Below are 20,121 nucleotides of genomic sequence, written 5' to 3' on the forward strand. Positions count from 1 at the left end.
CCCCATGGCCAACCACGGCCACCACCCCCCGGCCTGGCCTGACCAGGCGAGTGTGACGACTATCACAACAACCTTTCGGCTGGAATTCTGATCATGCGCCCTCGACATCGGGCCAGAAAATCTTGAACCAAATGGGTGGCGCCCTCATCGTATGAAGGCGTAAGGGGGCACGGGTTCACGAGCTGAAAGTCGAGTAAGCCACCGTGTCGTAATGGAGTAGAAATGCGACTCGGAAAAGCTGCCGTCTTCGGTCTCGTCGTCGGCGCCATGACGGTGGGGCTCGCCGCACCCGCGATGGCCGACCCCGGCGAAGTGGTCGTCCAGCCGAAGCAGGCCCGCCCCGGCGACAAGATCACCGTCGTCGGGAAGAAGTGCGCCGTCGACGGGACGGCCGGCTCGCTGGCGTTCGTGGGCGGGGCCGTCCCGCTGAACGGCGCCGAGGAGGTCGACGGGCGGGCCGGCCTGGCGACCATCAAGAAGGACACCTTCGCGGGCACGTACACCATCCTGGTCAGGTGCGGCGCCCATAGGTCGGTCGGCGAGATCGTGGTCGTGGACGGCAAGGCGCACCCGAAGACGACGTCCACCCCGCGCGGCGGCGCCGGCACCGGATTCGGGGGCGGCGCGGGCGGTGCCGACGCCGCACTGCTCGCAGGCGGGGGCCTCCTGCTGCTCGGCGGGTTCGGAGTCGGCGCAATGGCCGTCCGCCGGCGCGGCGACGTCGCCCCGTAACGACGGAATTCCGGTGGCCGGTCTCCCTTTCGGTGGCCGCCACCGGAGCCTTTCCCGGGAATAACAACTGTCCAATGAGCGGGTGAAGGGGAAATGCGCGGGTTGTGGACGTTGGCGGCCGCCCTGCTGGCCGCCGGGCTCGCCTTCGTCGGGCTGGGCCTGCGCGGCGCGGACGGCCCGCCGCAGCCGCCCGCGTGGGCGGCGGTGCCCCGGGCGGCCGAACACCACGGGCCGGTGCTTGACCGCTCGGTCCCCGTCCAGGTGGCCGTTCCCTCGATCGGCGTCCAGGCTCCGCTGGCGCGGCTGGGGCTGGCGGATGACGGCTCCGTCCAGGTGCCGCCGACCGATCGCCCGGACGAGGCGGGCTGGTACGACCACGGCCCCACCCCAGGGGAACGCGGCGCGGCCGTCATCCTCGGCCATGTCGACTCGGCGAAGGGCGCCGCGGTCTTCTACGAACTGGGACGGCTCCGGCCCGGACACCGCATCGAGGTGACCCGCGAGGACGGCAAGACCGCCGTCTTCACCGTCGAGTCCGTGGAACGCGTCTCCAAGGAGCGGTTCCCCACCGACCGCGTCTACGGCCCGCTCGACCACGCCGGGCTCCGGCTGGTCACCTGCGGCGGCGCGTTCGACCAGAACAAGCGCAGCTACCGCGACAACATCATCGTCTACGCCGCCCAGACAGCAGTCCATCAGCCCCCACCGCAGTGACCGCCGCGCCCCAGCCCGCATTGCGGCCATGCTGCCCCTGCGATCATCAAGCCTTTCCTCGCGCTGGACGCCGTCCACAGACCGAATCAGGGTGGACGGCAACGCGGAGCCTGTTCGTACTCCGGATACGTCGTCGCGCGACTCCTTGATCACGCCAGGGTCGTCCCGCCAAGGGATCAGTGCGCGAGCAGCGGCTCGGTACCTTCGGTGTCTGCGTCGCTTCCGGCGTCCGCGGCGGCGGCCTGGTGTTTGGGGCTCGGGGTGTTCATCAGGACGGCGACGATCAGCGCGCCGGTCACGAGGATCCCCGCGGCCCAGATGCTGGCCGTTGAGAAGCCCTCCACCACAGCCTGTTCGGCGACGGCCGGGCTCCTGCCGTGCGAGGCCAGGTAGTCCACGGTCGCGTTGGTGGCGATGGTGTTGAGCAGCGCGGTGCCGATCGAGCCGCCGATCTGCTGCGCGGTGTTGACACCGGCCGAGGCCACGCCCGAGTCGCCCTCGTCGACGCCGTGGGTTGCGTAGTTGATGGCGACCGGCATGATCATGCCCGCGCCAAGGCCGAACAGGAGTTGGACGACCAGCAGTCCGCTGGCGTAGGAGGTGTCGGGTTCCAGGGTGAGCATCCACAGCATGGCGACCGAGCCGATGAGCATGCCGGGAACGATCAGCACCCGCGGCGGGACCTTGGGCAGCAGCCGGGTGGTGAGCCCGCCGGCCGATATCAGGACCGCCGTGGCCATCGGGAGGAAGGCCACGCCCGTCCTGATCGGCGAGTATCCCTTGACGACCTGCATGTAGTAGGTGAGGAAGAGGAACGCGCCGAACATCCCGACGACGGTCAGGCCCACGGCCAGGTAGGCGCCGCCGCGGGTGCGGTTGGCGATCACGCGCAGCGGCAGCAGCGGATGCGCCACCCGGCTCTCGACCACGGCGAACGCGGCGAGCAGCACCGCGCCGGCGGCGAACAGGCCGATGACCGTCGCCGACCCCCAGCCGTCCGACTCGGCGAGGCTGGTGGCGTACACGACCGCGACCAGCCCGCCGGTGACCAGCAGCACGCCGGGGACGTCGAACCGGGCCCTGCCTTCGTGCCGCGACTCGGCCAGCACCGCGTACCCGCCGATCGCCGCGATCGCGGCGATCGGAATGTTGACGTAGAGGGTCCAGCGCCAGTCCAGGTAGTCGGTCAGCGCCCCGCCGGCCAGCAGCCCGACCGCGCCGCCCGCACCGGCGATGCCGCCCCAGACGCCGAACGCCTTCGCGCGGTCCTTCGGCTCGGTGAACGTCACGGTCAGCAGCGACAGGGCGGACGGTCCGAGCAGCGCGCCGAACCCGCCCTGCAGGGCACGGGCGATCAGCAGCATCTCGAAGTTGCCCGCCGCGCCGCCGAGCGCCGACGCGCCGGCGAATCCGATCAGCGCGACCAGGAAGGTCCGCTTGCGGCCGGTGTAGTCGGCGATCCGGCCGCCGAGCAGCAGCAGGCTGCCGAACGCCAGCGTGTAGGCGGTGATGACCCACTGCCGGTCGCCGTCAGATATCCCCAGATCCCGCTGCAGCGACGGCAGCGCGATGTTCACGACGGTGGCGTCCAGAATGATCATGAGCTGGGCCAGCCCGATGAACGCCAGCGCGGCCCAGCGGTTCGGGGCGACCGCCGGGCGCTGCGCCTTCGTGGTTGCCATGACTTCGTCCTTAATCGTCGAGTCGCGTGCCGCACGTTCGCGCGGCGTCCTGACAATCACGAGATGCCGGCGACCCGACCCCTGTGACAGCCCGGTCATGTGACCTGCACCACCGGTGGATGTCACACAGCGCCTGGAAGCGTCGTCTAGTACGCATGGCACGATCGAGGACGAACATGCATGAATCGGCTACGAGCCGAACCGGTACACCGGGGCCGCCCGCCGGTCAGGACCGCATGGACGCCGCCACCCAAACGTTCATCACTCACCGCAACCTGCTGTTCACCGTCGCCTACGAGGTGCTCGGCTCGGCCGCCGACGCCGAAGACGTCCTCCAGGAGACCTGGCTGCGGTGGGTGGGCGTTGACCTCGACACGGTGCGGGACCAGCGGGCCTACCTGGTCCGGATCGCCACCCGGCAGGCGCTGGGCCGGCTGCGGACACTCGGCCGCCGCAAGGAGTCCTACGTCGGCCCATGGCTGCCCGAGCCGCTGCTCACCGCCCCCGACGTGGCCGCCGACGTCGAATTGGCCGACAGCGTCTCGATGGCGATGATGCTCGTGCTGGAAACTTTGGCACCGACCGAGCGCGTGGTGTTCGTGCTGCGCGAAGTCTTCGACCTCGGATACGACGAGATCGCCGAAGCCGTCGACAAGAACCCCGCCGCCGTCCGGCAGATCGCCCACCGCGCACGGGCGCACGTCGCCGCACGCCGGCCACGCGACGTCGCCTCCCCGGCCCAGACTCGGGCTGCGCTCGAGGCCTTTCAACGGGCAGTCGAAACCGGTGACCTGAAGGACCTGCTCGACATCCTCGCCCCGGACGTCGTCGCCCTGAGCGACGGCGGCGGCATCCGCCGCACCGTGCCGCGCCCTGTCGTCGGTGCCGGCAAGGTAGGCCGCCTGCTGGCCGCCGGCCTCAAGAGGCTCCGCGCCGAGACCTCGTTCGAGCCGGCCCAGGTCAACGGCTGCCCAGGCCTCATTCTCCGGCTGGACGGAAAGGTCGACACCGTCGTGACGATGCGGGTCGAGAACGGCCTCGTCACCGGCTTCTACTTCGTCCGCAACCCCGAAAAACTGTCCCGCCTACAACAAGAGACCACCCTCACCCGCTGAACACGCACATCCAAGCCCCAAGTCTCACGCCCCACCGACCTAGAGGAGCACATCCAGATGACGGGGCTGCCAGAGGGACCATGCCCAGAAGCGGGAGACCGCAGCCTTGCCCCGGCTGACTGGTTAATCGGCCGCGATGTCGAGGTCGCCGACAATCGCATCCGGCGCACGCATGCGCCAAGCGTCGGTGATGAGCTCTTCCAGACGGTCGAGGTCCACTCTGTCCAGCCACAGCATGACCAGAGGCATCCCGTCGTAGGCAGGTGTGGTGAAGAAACGTTCCGGCTCCCCGAGCAGCAACGCCTGCTTCTCCGCCTCATCACCGACGTACAGCACGGCGATATCGGTCCGGATGACGCGCGGCCTACCCGGTCTGCGCTCAGGATAGGACCAGACGAACCCTTTGCCACCGACCCGAAAATCGAACCCGTCGCTGTCTATCTCAACCACATGAGGCAGCGCAGACGCCAACCGACAAACGTCCTCAGCCTCAGCCATCCCTGGTCACTCCCCAGACCTCTATCGCTTCCTACGTGCAGGCTATCGAGGGCGAGGTGGAAGGTGTTCGAGCGATGCACCCGCTTGCGTCCGTTCCGGGGCGAGCTTCCCGAGCCGCAGTCCACTCCCGGTGACCATCGTGGTACGGCCCTGGTTCAATCCGGGACTCCGAACAGATCCTTCAAGTGGTCGGCGTACTTCTGCAGTGACCGTGTTGTGGGGTGCTCTGTCCCAAGCGCAGCCACTGCGCATTGTTCAGCCCGGGTGATCCCCGCGAGTGCTTCGGTGGCTCGTCCGAGTGCGCGGTGGGTGGCGGCTAGGTTGGCTAGTCGGGTGGCGACGTCGGGGTGGTGGGGGCCTAGCGCGGCTTCGGTGATGGCCAGTGCCCGTTTGTCGAGTGGGAGGGCTTCGGTGGCTCGTCCGAGTGCGCGGTGGGTGGCGGCTAGGTTGGCTAGTCGGGTGGCGACGTCGGGGTGGTCGGGACCCAGCGCGGCCTCGGCGATGGTCGACGCCCGTTGCTCCAATGGCAGGGCTTCGGCGGCCCGCCCCAGCGCGCGGAGCGTGACCGCCAAGTTCCCCAGCCCGATGGCGACGTCGGGGTGGTCAGGGCCCAGCGTAGCCTCCGTGATAGCAAACGCCCGATGCTCCAGCGGCAGCGTCTCAGCCCACCGCCCCACCGCGCGGAGCGTGACGGCCAGGTTCCCCAGCGCGAGGGCAATGCTGGGATGGTCAGGGCCCAGCGCAGCCTCGGCGATGGCCAGTGCCCGTTGGTCCAATGGCAGGGCTTCGGCGGCCCGTCCCAGTGCGCGGTAAGTGGCGGCCACGTGCGCCAGTCCGATGGCGACGTGGTGATGATCAGGGCCCAGCGCAGCCATGGTGATGGCCAGTGCCCGCTGCTCCAAAGGCAGGGCTTCGACAGCCCGCCCCAGTGCGCGGTATGTAGCGGCCAGGTGCCTCAGCCGGGCGGCGACGTCGGGATGGTCGGGGCCCAGCACGGCCTCGGCGATCGTAGCCGCAGTGGTGAGCACCTCGTTGGCGCGTTGGTAATCGCCCTCCGCGAGCAGGAACAGTCCTGTCTGGTCGAGCACTTGGCTGAGCTGCTCGGACGGACGGAATGAGGCGTGCCGGGCCGCGATCGCTTCCACGTGGCCGACCAGAGATCGCCAGACCGGCCAACCGGTCACATCGGACTCGGGGTCCTCGGGAAGGGTCGCCTGGAGCCAGGCGAGGGCAAGGTCACGTGCCGCACTGTGCGCATGATCTTCGCTGGTGCCCTGGTCGCGGGACAGGACGGCGGCTCGGGTGAGGCGGTGCATCTCCACTACCTCATCGGTCAGGTCGATCATGCTGTGGGAGGCCAGCACTCCCAACGCCGCGTCCGCGGCTTGGACGGCCTGTTCGTTCCCGCCGCCCAGCATCAATCGAGGAATGTCCGCCGGGGCGTACTGCGCCAGAACCAGAGCCAGCTCGGCCGCCTCCGGGGCCTGATCTTGGAGGGTTTCCAGGGTGATGTCCCACAGGCGGGCGATGGTGGCCTGGGCCTTGTCGCCATTGGCGGCCTTGGCGTAGTAGCGGGCCGGATGCCGTTGCAGCAATCCCAGGTAGCGCCCCAACGTGATGCGGGTCTGACGAATGTAGGCGGCGGCCTGGTCCAACGCCAGCGGCAGATACCCCAGTTCCCGGGCGATCTCCGCGGCGGCCTCCCGGTCACGCGGAGCGGTGTGCCCGGTGATGGCAGTGATCAGTTCGGCGGACGGCTCCGGGTCGAGCAACCCTAGCCGCAGGGTCCGCGTGGTGCCGGGCCAGCGGACGTCCCGGCGACTGGTGATCAGCGCATGCCCACCCTCCAAGCGTCCCAACAACCCTGCGACATGGGTCGGGTCGGTGACGTTGTCCAACAACAGCAGCCACCCCGGATGCGCCCGCAACCAGCCGACCGCCCACGCGGCCGCGTCCTCGGTGGTCGCCGCCCGCGCGGCATCCTGAACCAGGTGACGGGTCAACTCGGCCAACCCGGCCTCGACCTGTTGCGGGCTCTCAGCGGTCACCCACCACACCGCCTCGTATCGCGCCCGAGACCGGTGCGCGAACTGCAACGCCAGCTCCGATTTGCCCACCCCGCCCATGCCATACAGGGCCTGCGTCACCACCACCGTCTCACCAGCGGCCGCCAACACCTGTTCCAGCCGCTCGTAATCGTCGAGACGCCCGAGGAACACCGGCGTGGCTGGGCGCGGCAATCCGACTATCCGCGCGGCGGGCCGCACTGTCTCCGGAGCTGGAAGCGTCGCCGCAGCCTGGACGATCTCATCGCCGGTCTTGACGGTGCCGAAGTTGACACCGACCCCTGGCGACCGAGGTCCTGAAGTCTGTAGGTGCGCGGCGGGTGAGGAACTGACCCGCCGCTCGGCTTCCGCAGCGTCGTCGGTCATGGCCATCCTCACTGCGGGAAGATGTTGCCATCGCCGCTGGCGATGATGCCGTGGTTGGTGTGCACCGCCGGGGCCCGCTCCCCGGACGTCATCACCCGCACGCCCGTTTTGGGCGCGTCCTGGACCCACTGCTGGACCTGCACCGCCAGCTCGGCATCGGCGGCCAGGGCCTTGTGGACGGCCTCGTGTAACGCGGCCCGGTTGTCACCGTCGTCGGGATCGTCGATCACATCGGCCAGCGGCTCGAGCACCTCCTCGCCGTCCGCGCGGACACCGAAGATCCTCTGCGCCAGCCGTCGCCCGACCCCCAACGTGGCATCGGCAGCCTGGTCCTGCGTCCGCGCCAACACCGCGACCCCGTAGGCACCCGCCGCCGTGGCCACGTACTGCGTCACGAGCCCGGCCAACTGCCCCAAGTCCCCAGACACCCCGCGCCCTCCACTAAACGATCACCAGTGACCACATAGCCACTCACCGTCATCAGGAGGTTAGATGCACCATCCCGCATCCCGGATGCAAACACCTTCCACGACCGAATCCGGCCCACCGCCCACATCCCGATCCGACTCGGCAGCCCACCCAAGACCCGCACTTGCCCAACGACTCTTGGGCTCGCCCGTGATGGCTCAGTCCTGGGCCCCAAGGTGAAGATGGGACGTGAACGTCCGGGACGGAGCCTTCGCCTTCGCCGTCGCCGAAGAAAGAGTTCCATGCCTAAAACAATGGGCATGGGGCCCGCTGACGCCGAGTACGCCTCGCCGCTCGCCAAGCGCCCGTACGCCCTTCGCCATGAGTGCGTGTCCACTTGGCTCAACGATGACGTCCCAGCTACCCAAGTCACTGAGTGGGCCGGCTCACAGCCTGGAGCTACGGGTCCATGCGATGTACATCGAGGCAGGGCGAAGCCGACAAGCGGCGGATCGAGATCGCCCTACGCGACTAGAACGAGGCGCGCCCCGGCCCCGGCGGGCGCCTGTTCTGGGGAGTCCGCGGCGGAGAGCTGGCGAGCTGCTCCTGGACCTCGGCGTGCCGCCGCACGTCGTGCGAGAGATCGTCGGGCACAGCGACATTGAGGTGACCATGACGATCTACGCTCACCCGGCGCTTGATGAGAAGCGGGCGGCGCTCGGGAAGCTGGGGGATGTGCTCGGCTGAGGCCGTTGCTGTCAAAAGGCCCGGAACCGAGAAGGGTTCCGGGCCTTTTGGCTGGTTAGAGGTGTGGGCAGGGGCGGGGTCGAACCGCCGACCTTCCGCTTTTCAGGCGGACGCTCGTACCGACTGAGCTACCTGCCCGGGACGTGCTGGTGCACGTCTGGGCGGTCCTGACGGGATTTGAACCCGCGGCCTCCACCTTGACAGGGTGGCGAGCACTCCTAACTGCTCCACAGGACCTTGCTGCTCCGAGCTTAGCGGCTTCGGAGGGTGCTGACGCTTGGCGACGTCCGAGAGCATACGCGATGGCCGAGGTGGTCGCCAACTCGTTAACGGCGGGCTGGAGGGGGAAAGAGCGCCACGGTGAGATACCGGGGCGATAGCGGTTTGTGGGGTGCGTTTCGCCTTATGCAGCGGGGGTTCCTAGTCTGTCCGGGTTGAGCAGCGGTGCGTGACCGGAGGGTGGCGCCGCTCCGGGAGGGGCGGCCTTAGAGGTGGGGAGGCCGCGTGGTCGCAAAGCTCCCAGACCAGGGCGCGGAGAGTTATCAGCGGGGGTTGGGGACGCGCCAGATCCAGATGCTGGCGATCGGCGGGACGATCGGGACCGGGTTGTTCCTGGGGGCCGGGGAGAACATCGCCAAGGCCGGGCCGAGCTTGATCCTCATGTACGCCGTTGCGGGGCTGGCGCTGTTCTTCGTCATGCGGGCGCTCGGCGAGTTGCTGACGTACCGGCGGGCGGAGGGAGGGTTCGCCGGGTATGCCCGGGAGTTCCTCGGTCCGTTCTGGGGGTACGCCACGACCTGGACGTACTGGATCATCTGGGTCACGACCGGTATGGCGGAGCTGACCGCGGCCGGCACGTACATCCAGAAGTGGTGGCCCGGGGTCGAGCAGTGGCAGACGGCGCTGGTGGCGCTGCTGATCCTGTTCGTGGTGAACCTGATCTCGGTGAAGCTCTTCGGCGAGCTGGAGTTCTGGTTCGCCATGATCAAGGTCGCGGCGATCGTGATGATGATCATGGTGGGGATGGGGGTGCTGATCTTCGGGTTCAGCGATGCCGGGGAGACGGCGGCGGCGTCGAACCTGTGGGATCACGGGGGTGTCTTCCCCGAGGGGTACAGCGCGACGATCATGACGTTGCAGATGGTGATGTTCGCGTATCTCGGCGTCGAGCTGGTGGGTGTGACGGCGAGCGAGGCGAAGGATCCCGAGCGCAACATCCCGCGGGCGATCAATGCTTTGCCGTTGCGGTTCGCGCTGTTCTACCTCGGGTCGCTGCTGGTCATCCTCGCGGTGGTGCCGTGGACGGCGTTCAAGGGCGGCGCGAGCCCGTTCGTGCTGGCGTTCGACAAGATCGGCATTCCGGGCGGCGGAGACATCGTGAACTTCGTGGTGCTGACTGCGGCGCTGTCGTCCTGCAACGCGGGCGGGCTGTATTCGACGTCCCGGATGCTGCGGACGGCCGGCGTGAACGGCGACGGGCCGAAGCTGCTGTCGCGGCTGAATGGGCGGGGCGTTCCCGTGCTGACCGTGGTGATCTCGGCGCTGGTGATGGGTGTCGGGGTCGTGATCAACGCGGTGGTGCCGGAGAAGGCGTTCGAGTACATCACGTCGGTGTCGACCGGAGGCGCGCTCGCGGTGTGGACGGTCATTCTCGTCTCGCACATGATCTACCGGCGGAAGGCGAAGGCCGGTGCGCTGGCGACGTCGTCCTACCGGATGCCGTGGGCACCGTTCAGCAGCTGGGCGGTGCTGGCGTTCTTCGTGTTCGTCACGGTGACGATCGCATGGGAGGCCGACACGCGGATCGCGCTGTACGTGATGGCGGTGTGGGCCGTGCTGGTCGTGGCCGGGTGGCCGTTCGTGCGGCGCGCCTCGCAGGACGCGGTCGGTGTGAAGGTCGCCGTGGAGACGGAGGGTACGAGCGCCTGACGGGTCCTGCCGTGGGATGATCCGTCTGGGCGGTTCCATCCCTCCGGAGGCGCACGTGACGAGCATGCTCGAGATCCGCGTGCGCTGGGTCCTGCTCGTGGTGGTCGGCGTCGCCAACGCGGTCGGCTCGGTCGTCGTGCTGCTGTTCGCGACGTTCGTGGTGCCTGATCCGCCGCTCGACGATCGCGATTATGCGCATCTGGTGAACGCCGTCGCGTTCTTCAGCTATCCGGTGGTCGCGGTGCCGGTGGCCTTGTTCCTGGGGCTGTGGCTGTGGCGGCCCGTGGTGTCCCTCGTCCGGGACGGGGGAACGCCGGACCGGCAGCAGCGGCGTGCGGTGCTCCTTGGACCGTTGCGATTGACCCTTCTCATCGGTGCGTTGTGGGTGATCGGGGCGCTGGGCTGGGCGGTGCTCGATCTCTTGCTGTTCACCGGACGGCTGGCGGTGAAGACCGGCCTGACGTGCCTGCTGGGTGCCGCCACGACCTGCACGATCGTCTATCTGCTGTCGGAGCGGCTGCTGCGTCCGGCGGCGGCGCTGGTGCTGGCGGCGGAGCGGCCACGGAAGATCCGGTTGCCGGGGGTCACGACGCGGGTGATGCTCGCGTGGGCGCTCGGGACGGCGATCCCGGTGTTCGGGCTGATCTGCGTCGCCGTGGCCGCGCTGGCCGCGCCGGACATCAACGTCACCCAGCTCGCCATCACGATCTTGGGTCTTGGTGGCGCCGCGCTGGTCGCGGGCGTCTATGTCACCTATATGGCGACACGGGCGATCGCTGATCCGATCAAGGCCGTCCGCAAGGGCATGGCGCGGGTGGAGCGCGGCGACCTCGGCGCGGAGGTCGACGTGTACGACGCGAGCGAGGTGGGGCAGTTGCAGGCCGGCTTCAACCACATGGTGGCCGGGCTCCGCGAGCATGAGCGGCTGCGCGACCTGTTCGGACGGCACGTGGGGGAGGAGGTCGCCGACCTGGCGCTGGAGCGCGGCGACATCACGCTCGGCGGGGAGACCCGCGAGGTGGCGGTGCTGTTCGTCGACCTCACCGGCTCAACGAAGCTGGCGGACACGCGGAGCCCGGACGAGGTCGTCGGCCTGCTGAACCGGTTCTTCGGCGTGGTGGTGACGGTGGTCGCGGCGCACGGCGGCTGGATCAACAAGTTCGAGGGCGACGCGGCCCTCGCGATCTTCGGCGCGCCGACGCAGCTGGAGGACTCGGCGGGCGGGGCGCTCGGCGCCGCCCGGGAGCTGGCGCGGCGGCTCCGGGCCGAGGTGCCGATGCTGGACGCGGGGGTCGGTGTGTCCGCGGGCCCGGTCGTCGCCGGGTATATCGGCGCGGAGGAGCGGTTCGAGTACACGGTGATCGGCGATCCGGTGAACGAGGCGGCCCGGCTCAGCGACCTGGCGAAAGCTACGCCCGGACGGGTGCTGGCGTCGGCGACCGTCCTCGATCTGGCGCATCTCGCCGAGGCGGCGGAATGGAACCTCGGACGGTCGGTGACGCTGCGCGGCCGGAGCCGTCCGACCCGGCTGGGGACGCCTCGTGCGCCCGCGTCGCTGATTCCGCTGCCGAGGTCGGCGTCCGGGACGGACGGTCCAGGGGAACCGGTGGAGGCGGAGGCGCCTGCGGGGCGGGCGTTCATCCGCCGTGTCCGGTTCCCGCGTCCGCTGCGGCGGAGCCGGAAGCTCCTGCTCGGCGCGCTGATCCTGTCGAAGGCGGCCAGGGGTGTGCGGACGGACGGCAAGCCCGACGAGCCGGAATCCGGCCCGGACGGCGCCGTCCATTTCTGATCCAAAAGTCGTGTCCGCACCGTGCCGGATGGGCGACGATGCGTATCGTCCCCGGCTGTACACGGTCTGCTACCGGCCCGTAACTCCCGTGTCACCGGACCGTCCGAGTGTTGGGTGCGAAAGGCCTCGGTTCCGAGGCTCCGCACGCCCAAGGCTCCAAGGTTGACGATCGAGGTCCGGGTCTGAGGGCCCGGTCCGGGTCCGAGGTCCGGGTTCGAGGTCCGGGTCCGGGTTCGAGGTTGACGACCGAGGCCCCGGTCCGAGGTCCGGGGTCGCAGGCCGGGGTCGAAGGCCGGAAGGCTCCCGAAAGGCTCCCGAGAGGTGAAGATGCACCGACGGAATCGTCTCGCGCTCATCGCCGTCACCGCTTCGACGGCGATCATCGCCCCGGTGATGCCCGCCGCCGCGGACACCGGCCCAGGTCCGTCCTCGCGGTCCGGCGTCCCCGAACCCCACCCGCGCGCCGGCACCGCGCACGGTGCCGCCGCGTATGCCGCCGATGTCACGAATGTCGCGCATCGTGGCGCGTCCGCCTATGCGCCGGAGAACACGATCGCGGCGTTCAAGCTGGCCGTGTCCCAGCGCGCGGACGTGTTCGAGCTCGACGTCCAGGAGTCCAAGGACCACAAGCTCGTGATCATGCACGACACCACGCTCGCCCGGACGACGAACGTGGAGCAGCTGTACCCGGGCCGCGGGCCCTGGAAGGTCTCCGACTTCACCCTCGCCGAGATCCGGAAGCTGGACGCGGGGTCCTGGTTCGGCAAGAAGTACAAGGGCGAACGCGTCCCGACGCTGGACCAGACGCTGAGCGTCATGCGCGGCCGGGGCCTGGGGCTCCTGGTGGAGATCAAGAGCCCCAACCTCTACCCGGGGATCGAGAAGCGCGTCGCGGCGGCCCTGGAGCGATCACCGTCCTGGCTTCAGCCCGACCCTGCGGAGCGCCGCCTCGCCGTCCAGTCGTTCGACTGGGAGTCGATGCACCGCTTCCACTCGGTGCTGCCCAACGTCCCGATCGGGCTGCTCGGCACACCGAAGACCGAGGACCTGCCCGAACTGGCCTCCTACGCCGACCAGATCAACCCGACCTATCGCGACCTGACCGCGTCCTTTGTGAAGCAGGTGCACGCGTCCCGCATGGACGTGCTCACCTGGACGGTCGACGACAGCGGCGACATGAAGAAAGCCGTCCAACTCGGCGTGGACGGCGTCATCACCAACAAGCCGGACGTCCTGCACCGCGTCCTGACCGAGACCACCGCCCAAACCCGCTCAGCCGCCTGATCCACGCCCACTCATTATTCGACCGCACGCTCAGCCGCCTGGCCCATCACTCGCTCAGTCGTCTGAACTGGGTGGTGGGGCCAGGTGGTCGCGGGCGCGGGTGATCAGGGCGCGGGCGGCGGGGCTGCGCGGGCCCTCGGTGCGCCAGGCGAGCGCTATCCGGCCGCTGAGCCGGGGCCGGACGATCGGCATCGCGTGCAGGCCGTCCGGCCGGGCGCGGGCGGCGGACTCGGGCAGGACGGCCACGCCCAGCCCCTGCGCGGCGAGCTGCGCCAGCACGGGCGGCTCGCCCGCCTCGAACGCGACACGCGGGCGCAGACCGGCGTCGGCGCACGCCCCGTCCAGGACGGCTCGCAGCCCGGTGCCCTTCGGCAGGCAGATCAGGTCCTCGTCGGCCAGGGCGCGCAGCGCGATCGTGGACCGCCGGGCCAGCGGATGGCCGTGTCCGACGGCCGCGTAAAGGTCCTGCTCGATGACGACGCGGGTCGTGATTCCCTCGGGCGGTTCGGAGCCGAGGCTGAGGAACGCGAGATCGATCCGTCCGTCCCGCAGGCCGCCGGTCAGGGTGTCGGCCTTTTCCTGGACGACCGTGATCTCCACGTTCGGATGGTCTCGGTGGAATCCGGCGAGCATGCCCGGCAGGTCGAGGGACTGGATCCAGTCGATGGTGCCGATCGTGACATGCCCGCGCAGCAGGCCCGTCAGCTCGTCCACCGTCAGCCGCGCCCCCTCGACCGCCGCGAGCGCCGCCCGCGCGTAGGGCAGGACGGCCTCGCCCGCCTCGGTCAACCGGACGGTCCGTCCGGACCGGTCGAACAGCGGCTGGCCGAGTTCCCGTTCGAGCTGCCGGATCTGGGCGCTCACGCCCGGCTGAGCGACGTGCAGCCGCGTCGCGGCCTTGGTGAAGCCGGCCTCTTCCGTCACCGCCACGAAGTACTCAAGCTGGCGCAGCTCCATAACCCGCGATGCTAACAGCGGACTTGTCCAGCGCCGGAGCTTCTGGATTGGCCGGGGCAGGCCACCGGTGCGGCGCACCATTTCTTTGGCCTCTCTTGGGCGCTCTGCGGCTGTTCAGAGGACTGTTTCCGGTCTGGACGGTGATTACCTCACCTGCGGGAGGTCGGGTGAACGGACGGCGCATATGGTCCATACGGGTGCGGATGACCGTGATAGCCGGAACGGTCACCGCACTGATCTGCGTCATCCTGATCACCCTGATCGTCGTCGGCGTGCGCGGCCAGGCGGGCGACTACAAGCGCAACAAGGCCACCGCCGCGGCGCTGCGGGTCGCCTACGAGATCAGGCGGGAACCGGCGATGAAGGGCGGGCTCGCCGCACCGGACGAGGTCGTCCTGCAACTCGTGGACAGCCGGCGCAGCGTGATCGCGGGTACCGGCAAGGCGTCGGGCGGCCCGCCGATCGCCCGGTTCCGGCCGGCGGAGACGGACATCTACGTCACCAAGGTCCTGTGCCCGCCGCGCGGGTTCAACGGCTGCATGTGGGTGGTCGGGATCCGCATCTACCAGCCGGACGGGGACTGGATCGTCTACGCGGCGATCCCCACCGTCCCCTGGTATGTCAGCTCGAGCCTGCTCCTGGTCATGGTGTGCGTGTCGCTTCTGGCCGTCCTGCTCGTGTCCTTGCGCGCGTGGGGGACGGTCGACCAGACGCTCGCTCCGGTGGACGCGATCCGCCTCGAACTCGCGGAGATCACCGCCGGGGAGTCGGGACGGCGCGTGACGGTGCCGGAGAACCGGGACGAGATCAGGCTCCTGGCCGAGGCGGCGAACGCGACCCTCGACCGTCTCGACAGCGCTCTGGCACGGCAGCGGAGCTTCACCTCGGACGCGTCCCATGACCTGCGCAGCCCCATCGCCGCTGCGCGCGCCCAGATCGAGGAGGCCCTGCTGTATCCGGACCAGACCGACTGGCCGAAGACGGGCCGGGCCGTCCTGCAGAGCCTGGAGCGCCTGCAGGCGATCGTGACGGACCTGCTGCAGCTCGCCCGCCTGGACGCCGCCGCCTGGCAGGACACCGAACTCGTCGACCTCGGCGCGCTCGTCACGATCGAGGTCGCGAGGTCGGACCGGACGAAGCGGATCGTCCCGCACATCCAGGAGGGCGTGACGGTGCTCGGCGACCGGCTCCGGCTCGTCCGGCTGCTGACGAACCTGCTGGACAACGCCGAGCGCCACGCCGAGACGCAGGTGGACATCACCGTCCGCCGCGAGGACTCGGTCGCCGTCCTGGAGGTCCTGGACGACGGCGCGGGCATCGCCGAGCAGGACCGCGACCTCGTCTTCCAGCGTTTCGCCCGCCTGGAGGCCAGCAAGTCCCGCGACCCGGCCGGCACCGGCCTCGGCCTTCCCATCGCCCGCGAGATCGCCCGGCTCCACGGCGGGACGCTCACCATCGAGGACAGCGCCAAGGGGGCTCGCTTCGTCCTCCGAATCCCCAGAGGCCGCGGCGGGCAGAACCCGTAACCGGCCGGCTGAGACACGCAACCCGGCAGCCGGAGCGCCTGGCCCGGAGGCCGGATCACTAGGGCCGGCGGTTGGAAACGCGTAGACCGGCATGCATGCGCGCAATGGGAAAGGCGTGGCAAAGCGGAAAACCCCGCGTATGCGGTGCACGCGGGGTCGGTAGCGGGGGGCTGGAGGGGGCCCGCGCGGGAACGGGCCGTCGGGCAGGTCAGATCGCGGTGCGCGCGGGGACGCCGCGCAGGTTGATCCAGCCTTCGGTCTTGAGTTTCTTCACCGTGCAGCTGATGAGCTCGTACTCGGTGGGGTTCACGTGGCCGGGGCCGTGGGCGATGACGGAATCGTAGACGAACGTCGACGCGATGAAGGCGAGGTCGGCGCCGGTCGCGGCGAGGCGCTCCTTGAGGGGGCGCGCGTCCAGGAGGCGGGCGGTGCGGATCAGCGCCCAGCCGGACATTCCAGGCGGGTCGGGCATCACGGGCCCGACATGCACCGCGACCCGGAGCTGGATGCGGACGGCGTCGCTCGACCGCTGGTTGTGCTGGCGCAGCCGCACCGCCAGCGAGTCGATCATGTTGATGACGGCGGCGGTCGGCACCTCGGGCGGGACGACGATCAGCGCGCCGTCGCCGCGGTCTTCGATGTGGCAGGCGACCCAGGGCACCGCCGACTCCCTGAACGCCCCGCGGAGCAGCGCGTACATGGCGCGGCGCATGTCGAGGCGGTCGAGGTCGTTGCGGTGCGTCTGGCTGAAGCCCGCGATGTCGGTGAAGACGATCGTGCAGTTCTGGCCCGCCCACGACGCTCCGGCGTGACTGGACGGGGAGACGGCCATGGGCTGCGTCGGCTCGTCCTCGAACGGGGCAGGGGCGGACGTGATCGCCGTCACGGGCGTGGCGTTCGGTGAGCGCATCAGGTAGGCGGCTCCGCCGTTCGCCGCCGCCGTGTACGGGACGTGATCGGCCTGCGGCGCGGTGCGCGGGATCGGCACGGTCGCATACCTCTGCGCCCCGTTCCGCGTCACGGGCGCCTGCGGCGTGCCCGGCACTTGCGGGCTAGGCGGTTGTGTTGGGACGGGCCCGTCCAGAGCCGCAGATAGCTGCGGCGCAAGGAAGCCGTACTGGACGGCGGGGTCGTGCGGCGCATTAGGCCGGTACTGGTCGCCCGTCGTGTATTGGTCAGTCGTCGTGTACTGGCCGCTCGTGTACTGGTCGTTCGTCGCGTATTGGTCGTTCGTCGCGTACTGGGACGGCGACTCGGGCAGCGGGCCCGACTGCTCGGTCAGCCGGTCGTACAGCTCGCGTTCGAGGACGGCGACCACACGGGGGTGGTCGCTCAGGTAGCTCGCGAACTGTTTCGTGGTGATGCGCAGGCCGCGGACGATGTCCATGGCGACGATGGTCGCGGACCGGCGGCGCAGCAGCAGGGCCGCCCGTTCGCCGACGATGTCGCCGGGGCCGCGGAACGCGATGATGCGCTCGCGTCCGCCCCGGTTCACCGAAACGCGGATCGAGCCGGACTGGATCACGACGGCCTGGTCGGCGGTCTGGCCCTCGAACCAGAGCACGGTGCCCACCGGATAGACGACTTCGTCCACGCACGCGAGGAGGTCGTTCTGCTCGATCTCGGTGAGGAACCCCCAGAAACCCTGCCTCGGCGGCGGCGAGACCGACGGGACCGGCGTGAGGGGGAGGTGGCGCTCGACGTCCCGGCGCTCGTTCTCAGGCTGGTCGTGCGCCGACCACGGGATGTCGGCGGGGCCGGTTTCGGACGGGACGATCTGGTCGGGGTCGTGCTGGCGGGCGTAGTCGTCCATCAGCGCACCCGCCAGACGGTCGGTCGGAGGGCGAATGGCGGTTTCGTGGGGTGATGGATGTCAATGGTCAGGGGGAGTATCAGATGTCTTGACATGACGAGAACCCCATGTCTCGAATCGCGACTTCGGATGCCGCACGTCCGGCTGCCTGGGATGGGCCCGGCATCGGCTCGCTCAGGGGGACCGAGTCGCTTTCACCTACTAGCCCGAACCGCATGATCGCGGTTAGACTGGGTGAGTCCGCAGAGAACGTTTGAGCAGGTCAGCCCGGATCTTTTCGCGGCTTCGCAGGAAAGTCCGAGATGACCGGCCGGTACGATCTCGCGCGGTCTCGAGGAGTCGCTCTCCGCTTTCCCTCGATCGTCTTGGCTCGCAACCGGTGATCGGTGGGAGGCGGCGGGCGGCTCTATTTTCTTTTCTGGTATTTCCGAAATTCCGGCGTTTCGTAGCGTCCTCCCCGTCCGGCGCGTGTCCGGTGTCTCATCGCGTCGGCGTACGTCCCCGTGTCCGCCGATGGGGAGTTCCCGGACGGGGCGCGCGTCCGTCTGAGCTCTCACCCTGCGTCAACGTCTTTCCCTGTTTCTTAGGTAGCAACACGTCGGGTGGCAGGTCGGCGTCTGCTACTTTGCTACCTAGCACATTACAACATAGTCTACAGTCATGCAGCAGTCTGGCAGCTTCATCGCCGAGTTTCGAGCGATATGACGGGTCTGACCCTCGGGGGTGGGTTCTCGCGGGCCGGTCAGGTAGCGCCCTGGCGTGACGTATCGCGCTACGTGGCGGGTTGCCAGGTTGCATGCGGGCTGGTGGCATCTACTACATAGAGTGAGCGATTGAGATGACCAGTGACCAGGGGCCGATCGTCCAGAGCGCATTGCTGCGCGCCGAACTCGTCCGCCTGCGCAAAGAGAAGAAACTGACGCAGGACCAGGTGGCGCGGCAGCTCGAATGGTCCCCGTCGAAGCTCATCAGGGTCGAGGGGGGAAAGAACGCCATCACCCGGACGGACCTGCAGGCTCTGCTCAGGGTGTACGACGTGACCTCGGAGGGACGGCAGGAGCGGCTCCAGTCGCTGGCCCGCGGCGCGCGCGAGCCCGCCTGGTGGAACACCTACCGGGGTGAGTTCGACCCGAACTTCCTGAACTACGTCGGCTACTCGGCGGGCGCGGCCTACATCCGGCAGTTCCACGGTTCGGTCATCCCGGGGCTGATCCAGACGCCCGAATACGCCGGTGTGCTCGCCACGGGCAAGGTGTCCGAACAGGGCAGGGCCCTCGGCGCGAAGCTGCGCATCCAGCGGCAGCAGGAACTCGCCAAGCGGCAGAACCCGCCACGCCAGCACTACATCATCGACGAGGCGGTGGTCCGCCGCCATGTCGGCATCGGGGTCGACCCCGCGATCATGCCCGCCCAGCTCACCCACATCGCCGACACCGCCGAGCGCGATGAGCGGCTGACCGTCCGGATCATCCCGTTCAAGGCGGGCGCGCACCTCGGCCTCGAAGGGCCGTTCAGCCTCCTGGAGTTCGACGGCGACCTGGACGACATCCTCTACCTGGAGGGCCGGACGGGCGCCAGCGTGATGATCACCGGGGACGACGACAAGATCCCCGAGTACCGGGACACCTTCGAGCTCCTCCTGGAGCAGGCGCTGCCGGCCGAGAAGTCGATCGCACTGCTCCGCCAGGCCGCCGAAGACCTCATGGACTGACGGCCAGACTCCGGCACCGTGGCTGGACGGTTCGACTCCAGCATCGTGGCTCAACGGCCTGACACCAGCATCGCAACTCGACTCGACTCGACCGGAGGTGACGGCCGCATCGGGCACCCACAAGGCGAGTGGCCTTCATAGCACGCAGAGTGATCTTGTGTTCCCTTGTAGGCGGGATAACTCGAACCGTTTACACTCGTGATCGGGAAAATATCCACAAGGTCGTGGTTTGTCGTGCCCTGCTTGGTGCTCGCCGGGCGGGTGTTCTTGTCCGATCGGTCGGCGAGACGGCACCCGCCGGCAATGGATGGAGGGTTGCTGGATGGTGTGCCGATCGATTCACGGAACGGCGCTGAACTGGCGCAAGGCCAGCCGGAGCCAGGCCCAGGATGATTGTGTGGAGGTGGCGGCGCAGGGGCCATCGGTGCTGGTCCGGGACTCGCGAGACCGCTCAGCGGGCGCCATCGCCCTCGATTCCGCCCAGTGGAATGCGCTGCTGAGCGCGATCCAGAGCGGAGATCTGGACGGACGTTGAGTCGCGCGACTCTTTTTCGCGCCTATCGCAGAAATTGTCGAACCTGGCGATTGCCGGAAGCCTTGACTGGCTATTCTTGACAACTCTGCGAACTCGGGGTGGTTCGGCGCCCCTGACCGAACCCTGAATCAGACCTGAACCGTCCCTGATCACTCTGCCGCGGAGACGGAACCGCCCCCAACACGGCCGCCAACGGACCGCCGAACCACCATCGCCGCCCCCGAACCGACCCCCGGCGCCGCCCGTCTC

The 20,121-nt window shown here is 69.0% G+C and carries 15 protein-coding genes and 2 tRNA genes; 9 read left to right on the top strand and 8 right to left on the bottom strand.

The genetic code is table 11. The features are described 5' to 3' along the window. The first annotated feature begins 222 nt into the window (after positions 1-222). A complete protein-coding gene (locus E1287_RS34435) occupies positions 223-732 on the top strand; it encodes a hypothetical protein (protein WP_131969465.1) in 510 nt (169 codons plus the stop codon). A 93-nt stretch (positions 733-825) separates the two neighbouring features. Next, a complete protein-coding gene (locus tag E1287_RS34440) occupies positions 826-1,446 on the top strand; it encodes a class F sortase (protein ID WP_131969466.1) in 621 nt (206 codons plus the stop codon). Between the two features lie 176 nt (positions 1,447-1,622). Here the strand turns inward: E1287_RS34440 and E1287_RS34445 are convergent, their stop codons facing one another. Further along, positions 1,623-3,128 (bottom strand): MFS transporter, encoded by a 1,506-nt coding sequence (locus E1287_RS34445; protein WP_131969467.1) that lies wholly within the window; start codon positions 3,126-3,128, stop codon positions 1,623-1,625. A gap of 236 nt (positions 3,129-3,364) precedes the next feature. On the opposite strand from E1287_RS34445, the gene E1287_RS34450 reads away from it, so the two are divergent. Beyond that, on the top strand, positions 3,365-4,243 hold the full coding sequence (locus E1287_RS34450) for an RNA polymerase sigma-70 factor (protein WP_243719629.1): 879 nt from the start codon (positions 3,365-3,367) through the stop codon (positions 4,241-4,243). Between the two features lie 123 nt (positions 4,244-4,366). Here the strand turns inward: E1287_RS34450 and E1287_RS34455 are convergent, their stop codons facing one another. The 3 genes from E1287_RS34455 to E1287_RS34465 form a co-directional block, all read right to left on the bottom strand. Continuing rightward, positions 4,367-4,741, bottom strand: a complete 375-nt coding sequence (locus tag E1287_RS34455; RefSeq protein ID WP_131969469.1) for an MmcQ/YjbR family DNA-binding protein — start codon at positions 4,739-4,741, stop codon at positions 4,367-4,369. A 155-nt stretch (positions 4,742-4,896) separates the two neighbouring features. After that, the gene (gene fxsT / locus E1287_RS34460; protein WP_165969334.1) at positions 4,897-7,173 is read right to left on the bottom strand and encodes an FxSxx-COOH system tetratricopeptide repeat protein; all 2,277 of its coding nucleotides are present in this window, start codon (positions 7,171-7,173) and stop codon (positions 4,897-4,899) included. An 8-nt stretch (positions 7,174-7,181) separates the two neighbouring features. Then, the gene (locus E1287_RS34465; RefSeq protein ID WP_131969471.1) at positions 7,182-7,580 is read right to left on the bottom strand and encodes a hypothetical protein; all 399 of its coding nucleotides are present in this window, start codon (positions 7,578-7,580) and stop codon (positions 7,182-7,184) included. Positions 7,581-8,199: 619 nt separating this feature from the next. Here E1287_RS34465 and E1287_RS46460 point away from each other — a divergent pair. Continuing rightward, positions 8,200-8,328: a hypothetical protein gene (locus E1287_RS46460; protein WP_279507959.1), complete on the top strand. Its 129-nt coding sequence runs from the start codon at positions 8,200-8,202 to the stop codon at positions 8,326-8,328. A gap of 64 nt (positions 8,329-8,392) precedes the next feature. Here the strand turns inward: E1287_RS46460 and E1287_RS34480 are convergent. Continuing rightward, positions 8,393-8,466: transfer RNA gene (locus E1287_RS34480), tRNA-Phe, on the bottom strand. Between the two features lie 24 nt (positions 8,467-8,490). Further along, positions 8,491-8,565: transfer RNA gene (locus E1287_RS34485), tRNA-Asp, on the bottom strand. A gap of 267 nt (positions 8,566-8,832) precedes the next feature. On the opposite strand from E1287_RS34485, the gene E1287_RS34490 reads away from it, so the two are divergent. The 3 genes from E1287_RS34490 to E1287_RS34500 all read left to right on the top strand — a co-directional run bounded on the left by E1287_RS34490 (position 8,833) and on the right by E1287_RS34500 (position 13,330). Next, on the top strand, positions 8,833-10,257 hold the full coding sequence (locus tag E1287_RS34490) for an amino acid permease (protein WP_131969472.1): 1,425 nt from the start codon (positions 8,833-8,835) through the stop codon (positions 10,255-10,257). A gap of 64 nt (positions 10,258-10,321) precedes the next feature. Continuing rightward, positions 10,322-12,046, top strand: coding sequence for an adenylate/guanylate cyclase domain-containing protein (locus E1287_RS34495; RefSeq protein ID WP_243719630.1), 1,725 nt, complete (start codon positions 10,322-10,324; stop codon positions 12,044-12,046). Between the two features lie 327 nt (positions 12,047-12,373). Then, on the top strand, positions 12,374-13,330 hold the full coding sequence (locus E1287_RS34500) for a glycerophosphodiester phosphodiesterase family protein (RefSeq protein WP_243719628.1): 957 nt from the start codon (positions 12,374-12,376) through the stop codon (positions 13,328-13,330). Positions 13,331-13,384: 54 nt separating this feature from the next. Here E1287_RS34500 and E1287_RS34505 read toward each other — a convergent pair whose 3' ends face one another. Next, positions 13,385-14,287, bottom strand: coding sequence for a LysR substrate-binding domain-containing protein (locus tag E1287_RS34505; protein WP_131969474.1), 903 nt, complete (start codon positions 14,285-14,287; stop codon positions 13,385-13,387). Between the two features lie 203 nt (positions 14,288-14,490). Between E1287_RS34505 and E1287_RS34510 the strand changes: the two genes are divergently transcribed. Next, entirely contained in the window at positions 14,491-15,813 is a 1,323-nt protein-coding gene (locus E1287_RS34510) for a HAMP domain-containing sensor histidine kinase (RefSeq protein ID WP_131969475.1), read from the top strand. A gap of 208 nt (positions 15,814-16,021) precedes the next feature. Here the strand turns inward: E1287_RS34510 and E1287_RS34515 are convergent, their stop codons facing one another. After that, positions 16,022-17,626, bottom strand: coding sequence for a cyclic nucleotide-binding domain-containing protein (locus E1287_RS34515; protein WP_131969476.1), 1,605 nt, complete (start codon positions 17,624-17,626; stop codon positions 16,022-16,024). An 838-nt stretch (positions 17,627-18,464) separates the two neighbouring features. Between E1287_RS34515 and E1287_RS34520 the strand changes: the two genes are divergently transcribed. Next, positions 18,465-19,337: a helix-turn-helix transcriptional regulator gene (locus tag E1287_RS34520; protein ID WP_131969477.1), complete on the top strand. Its 873-nt coding sequence runs from the start codon at positions 18,465-18,467 to the stop codon at positions 19,335-19,337. The last annotated feature ends 784 nt before the right edge of the window (positions 19,338-20,121 follow it).

Origin of the sequence: Actinomadura sp. KC06, from assembly GCF_004348735.1 — a bacterium.
In the GTDB taxonomy this organism is placed as follows: Bacteria; Actinomycetota; Actinomycetes; order Streptosporangiales; family Streptosporangiaceae; genus Spirillospora.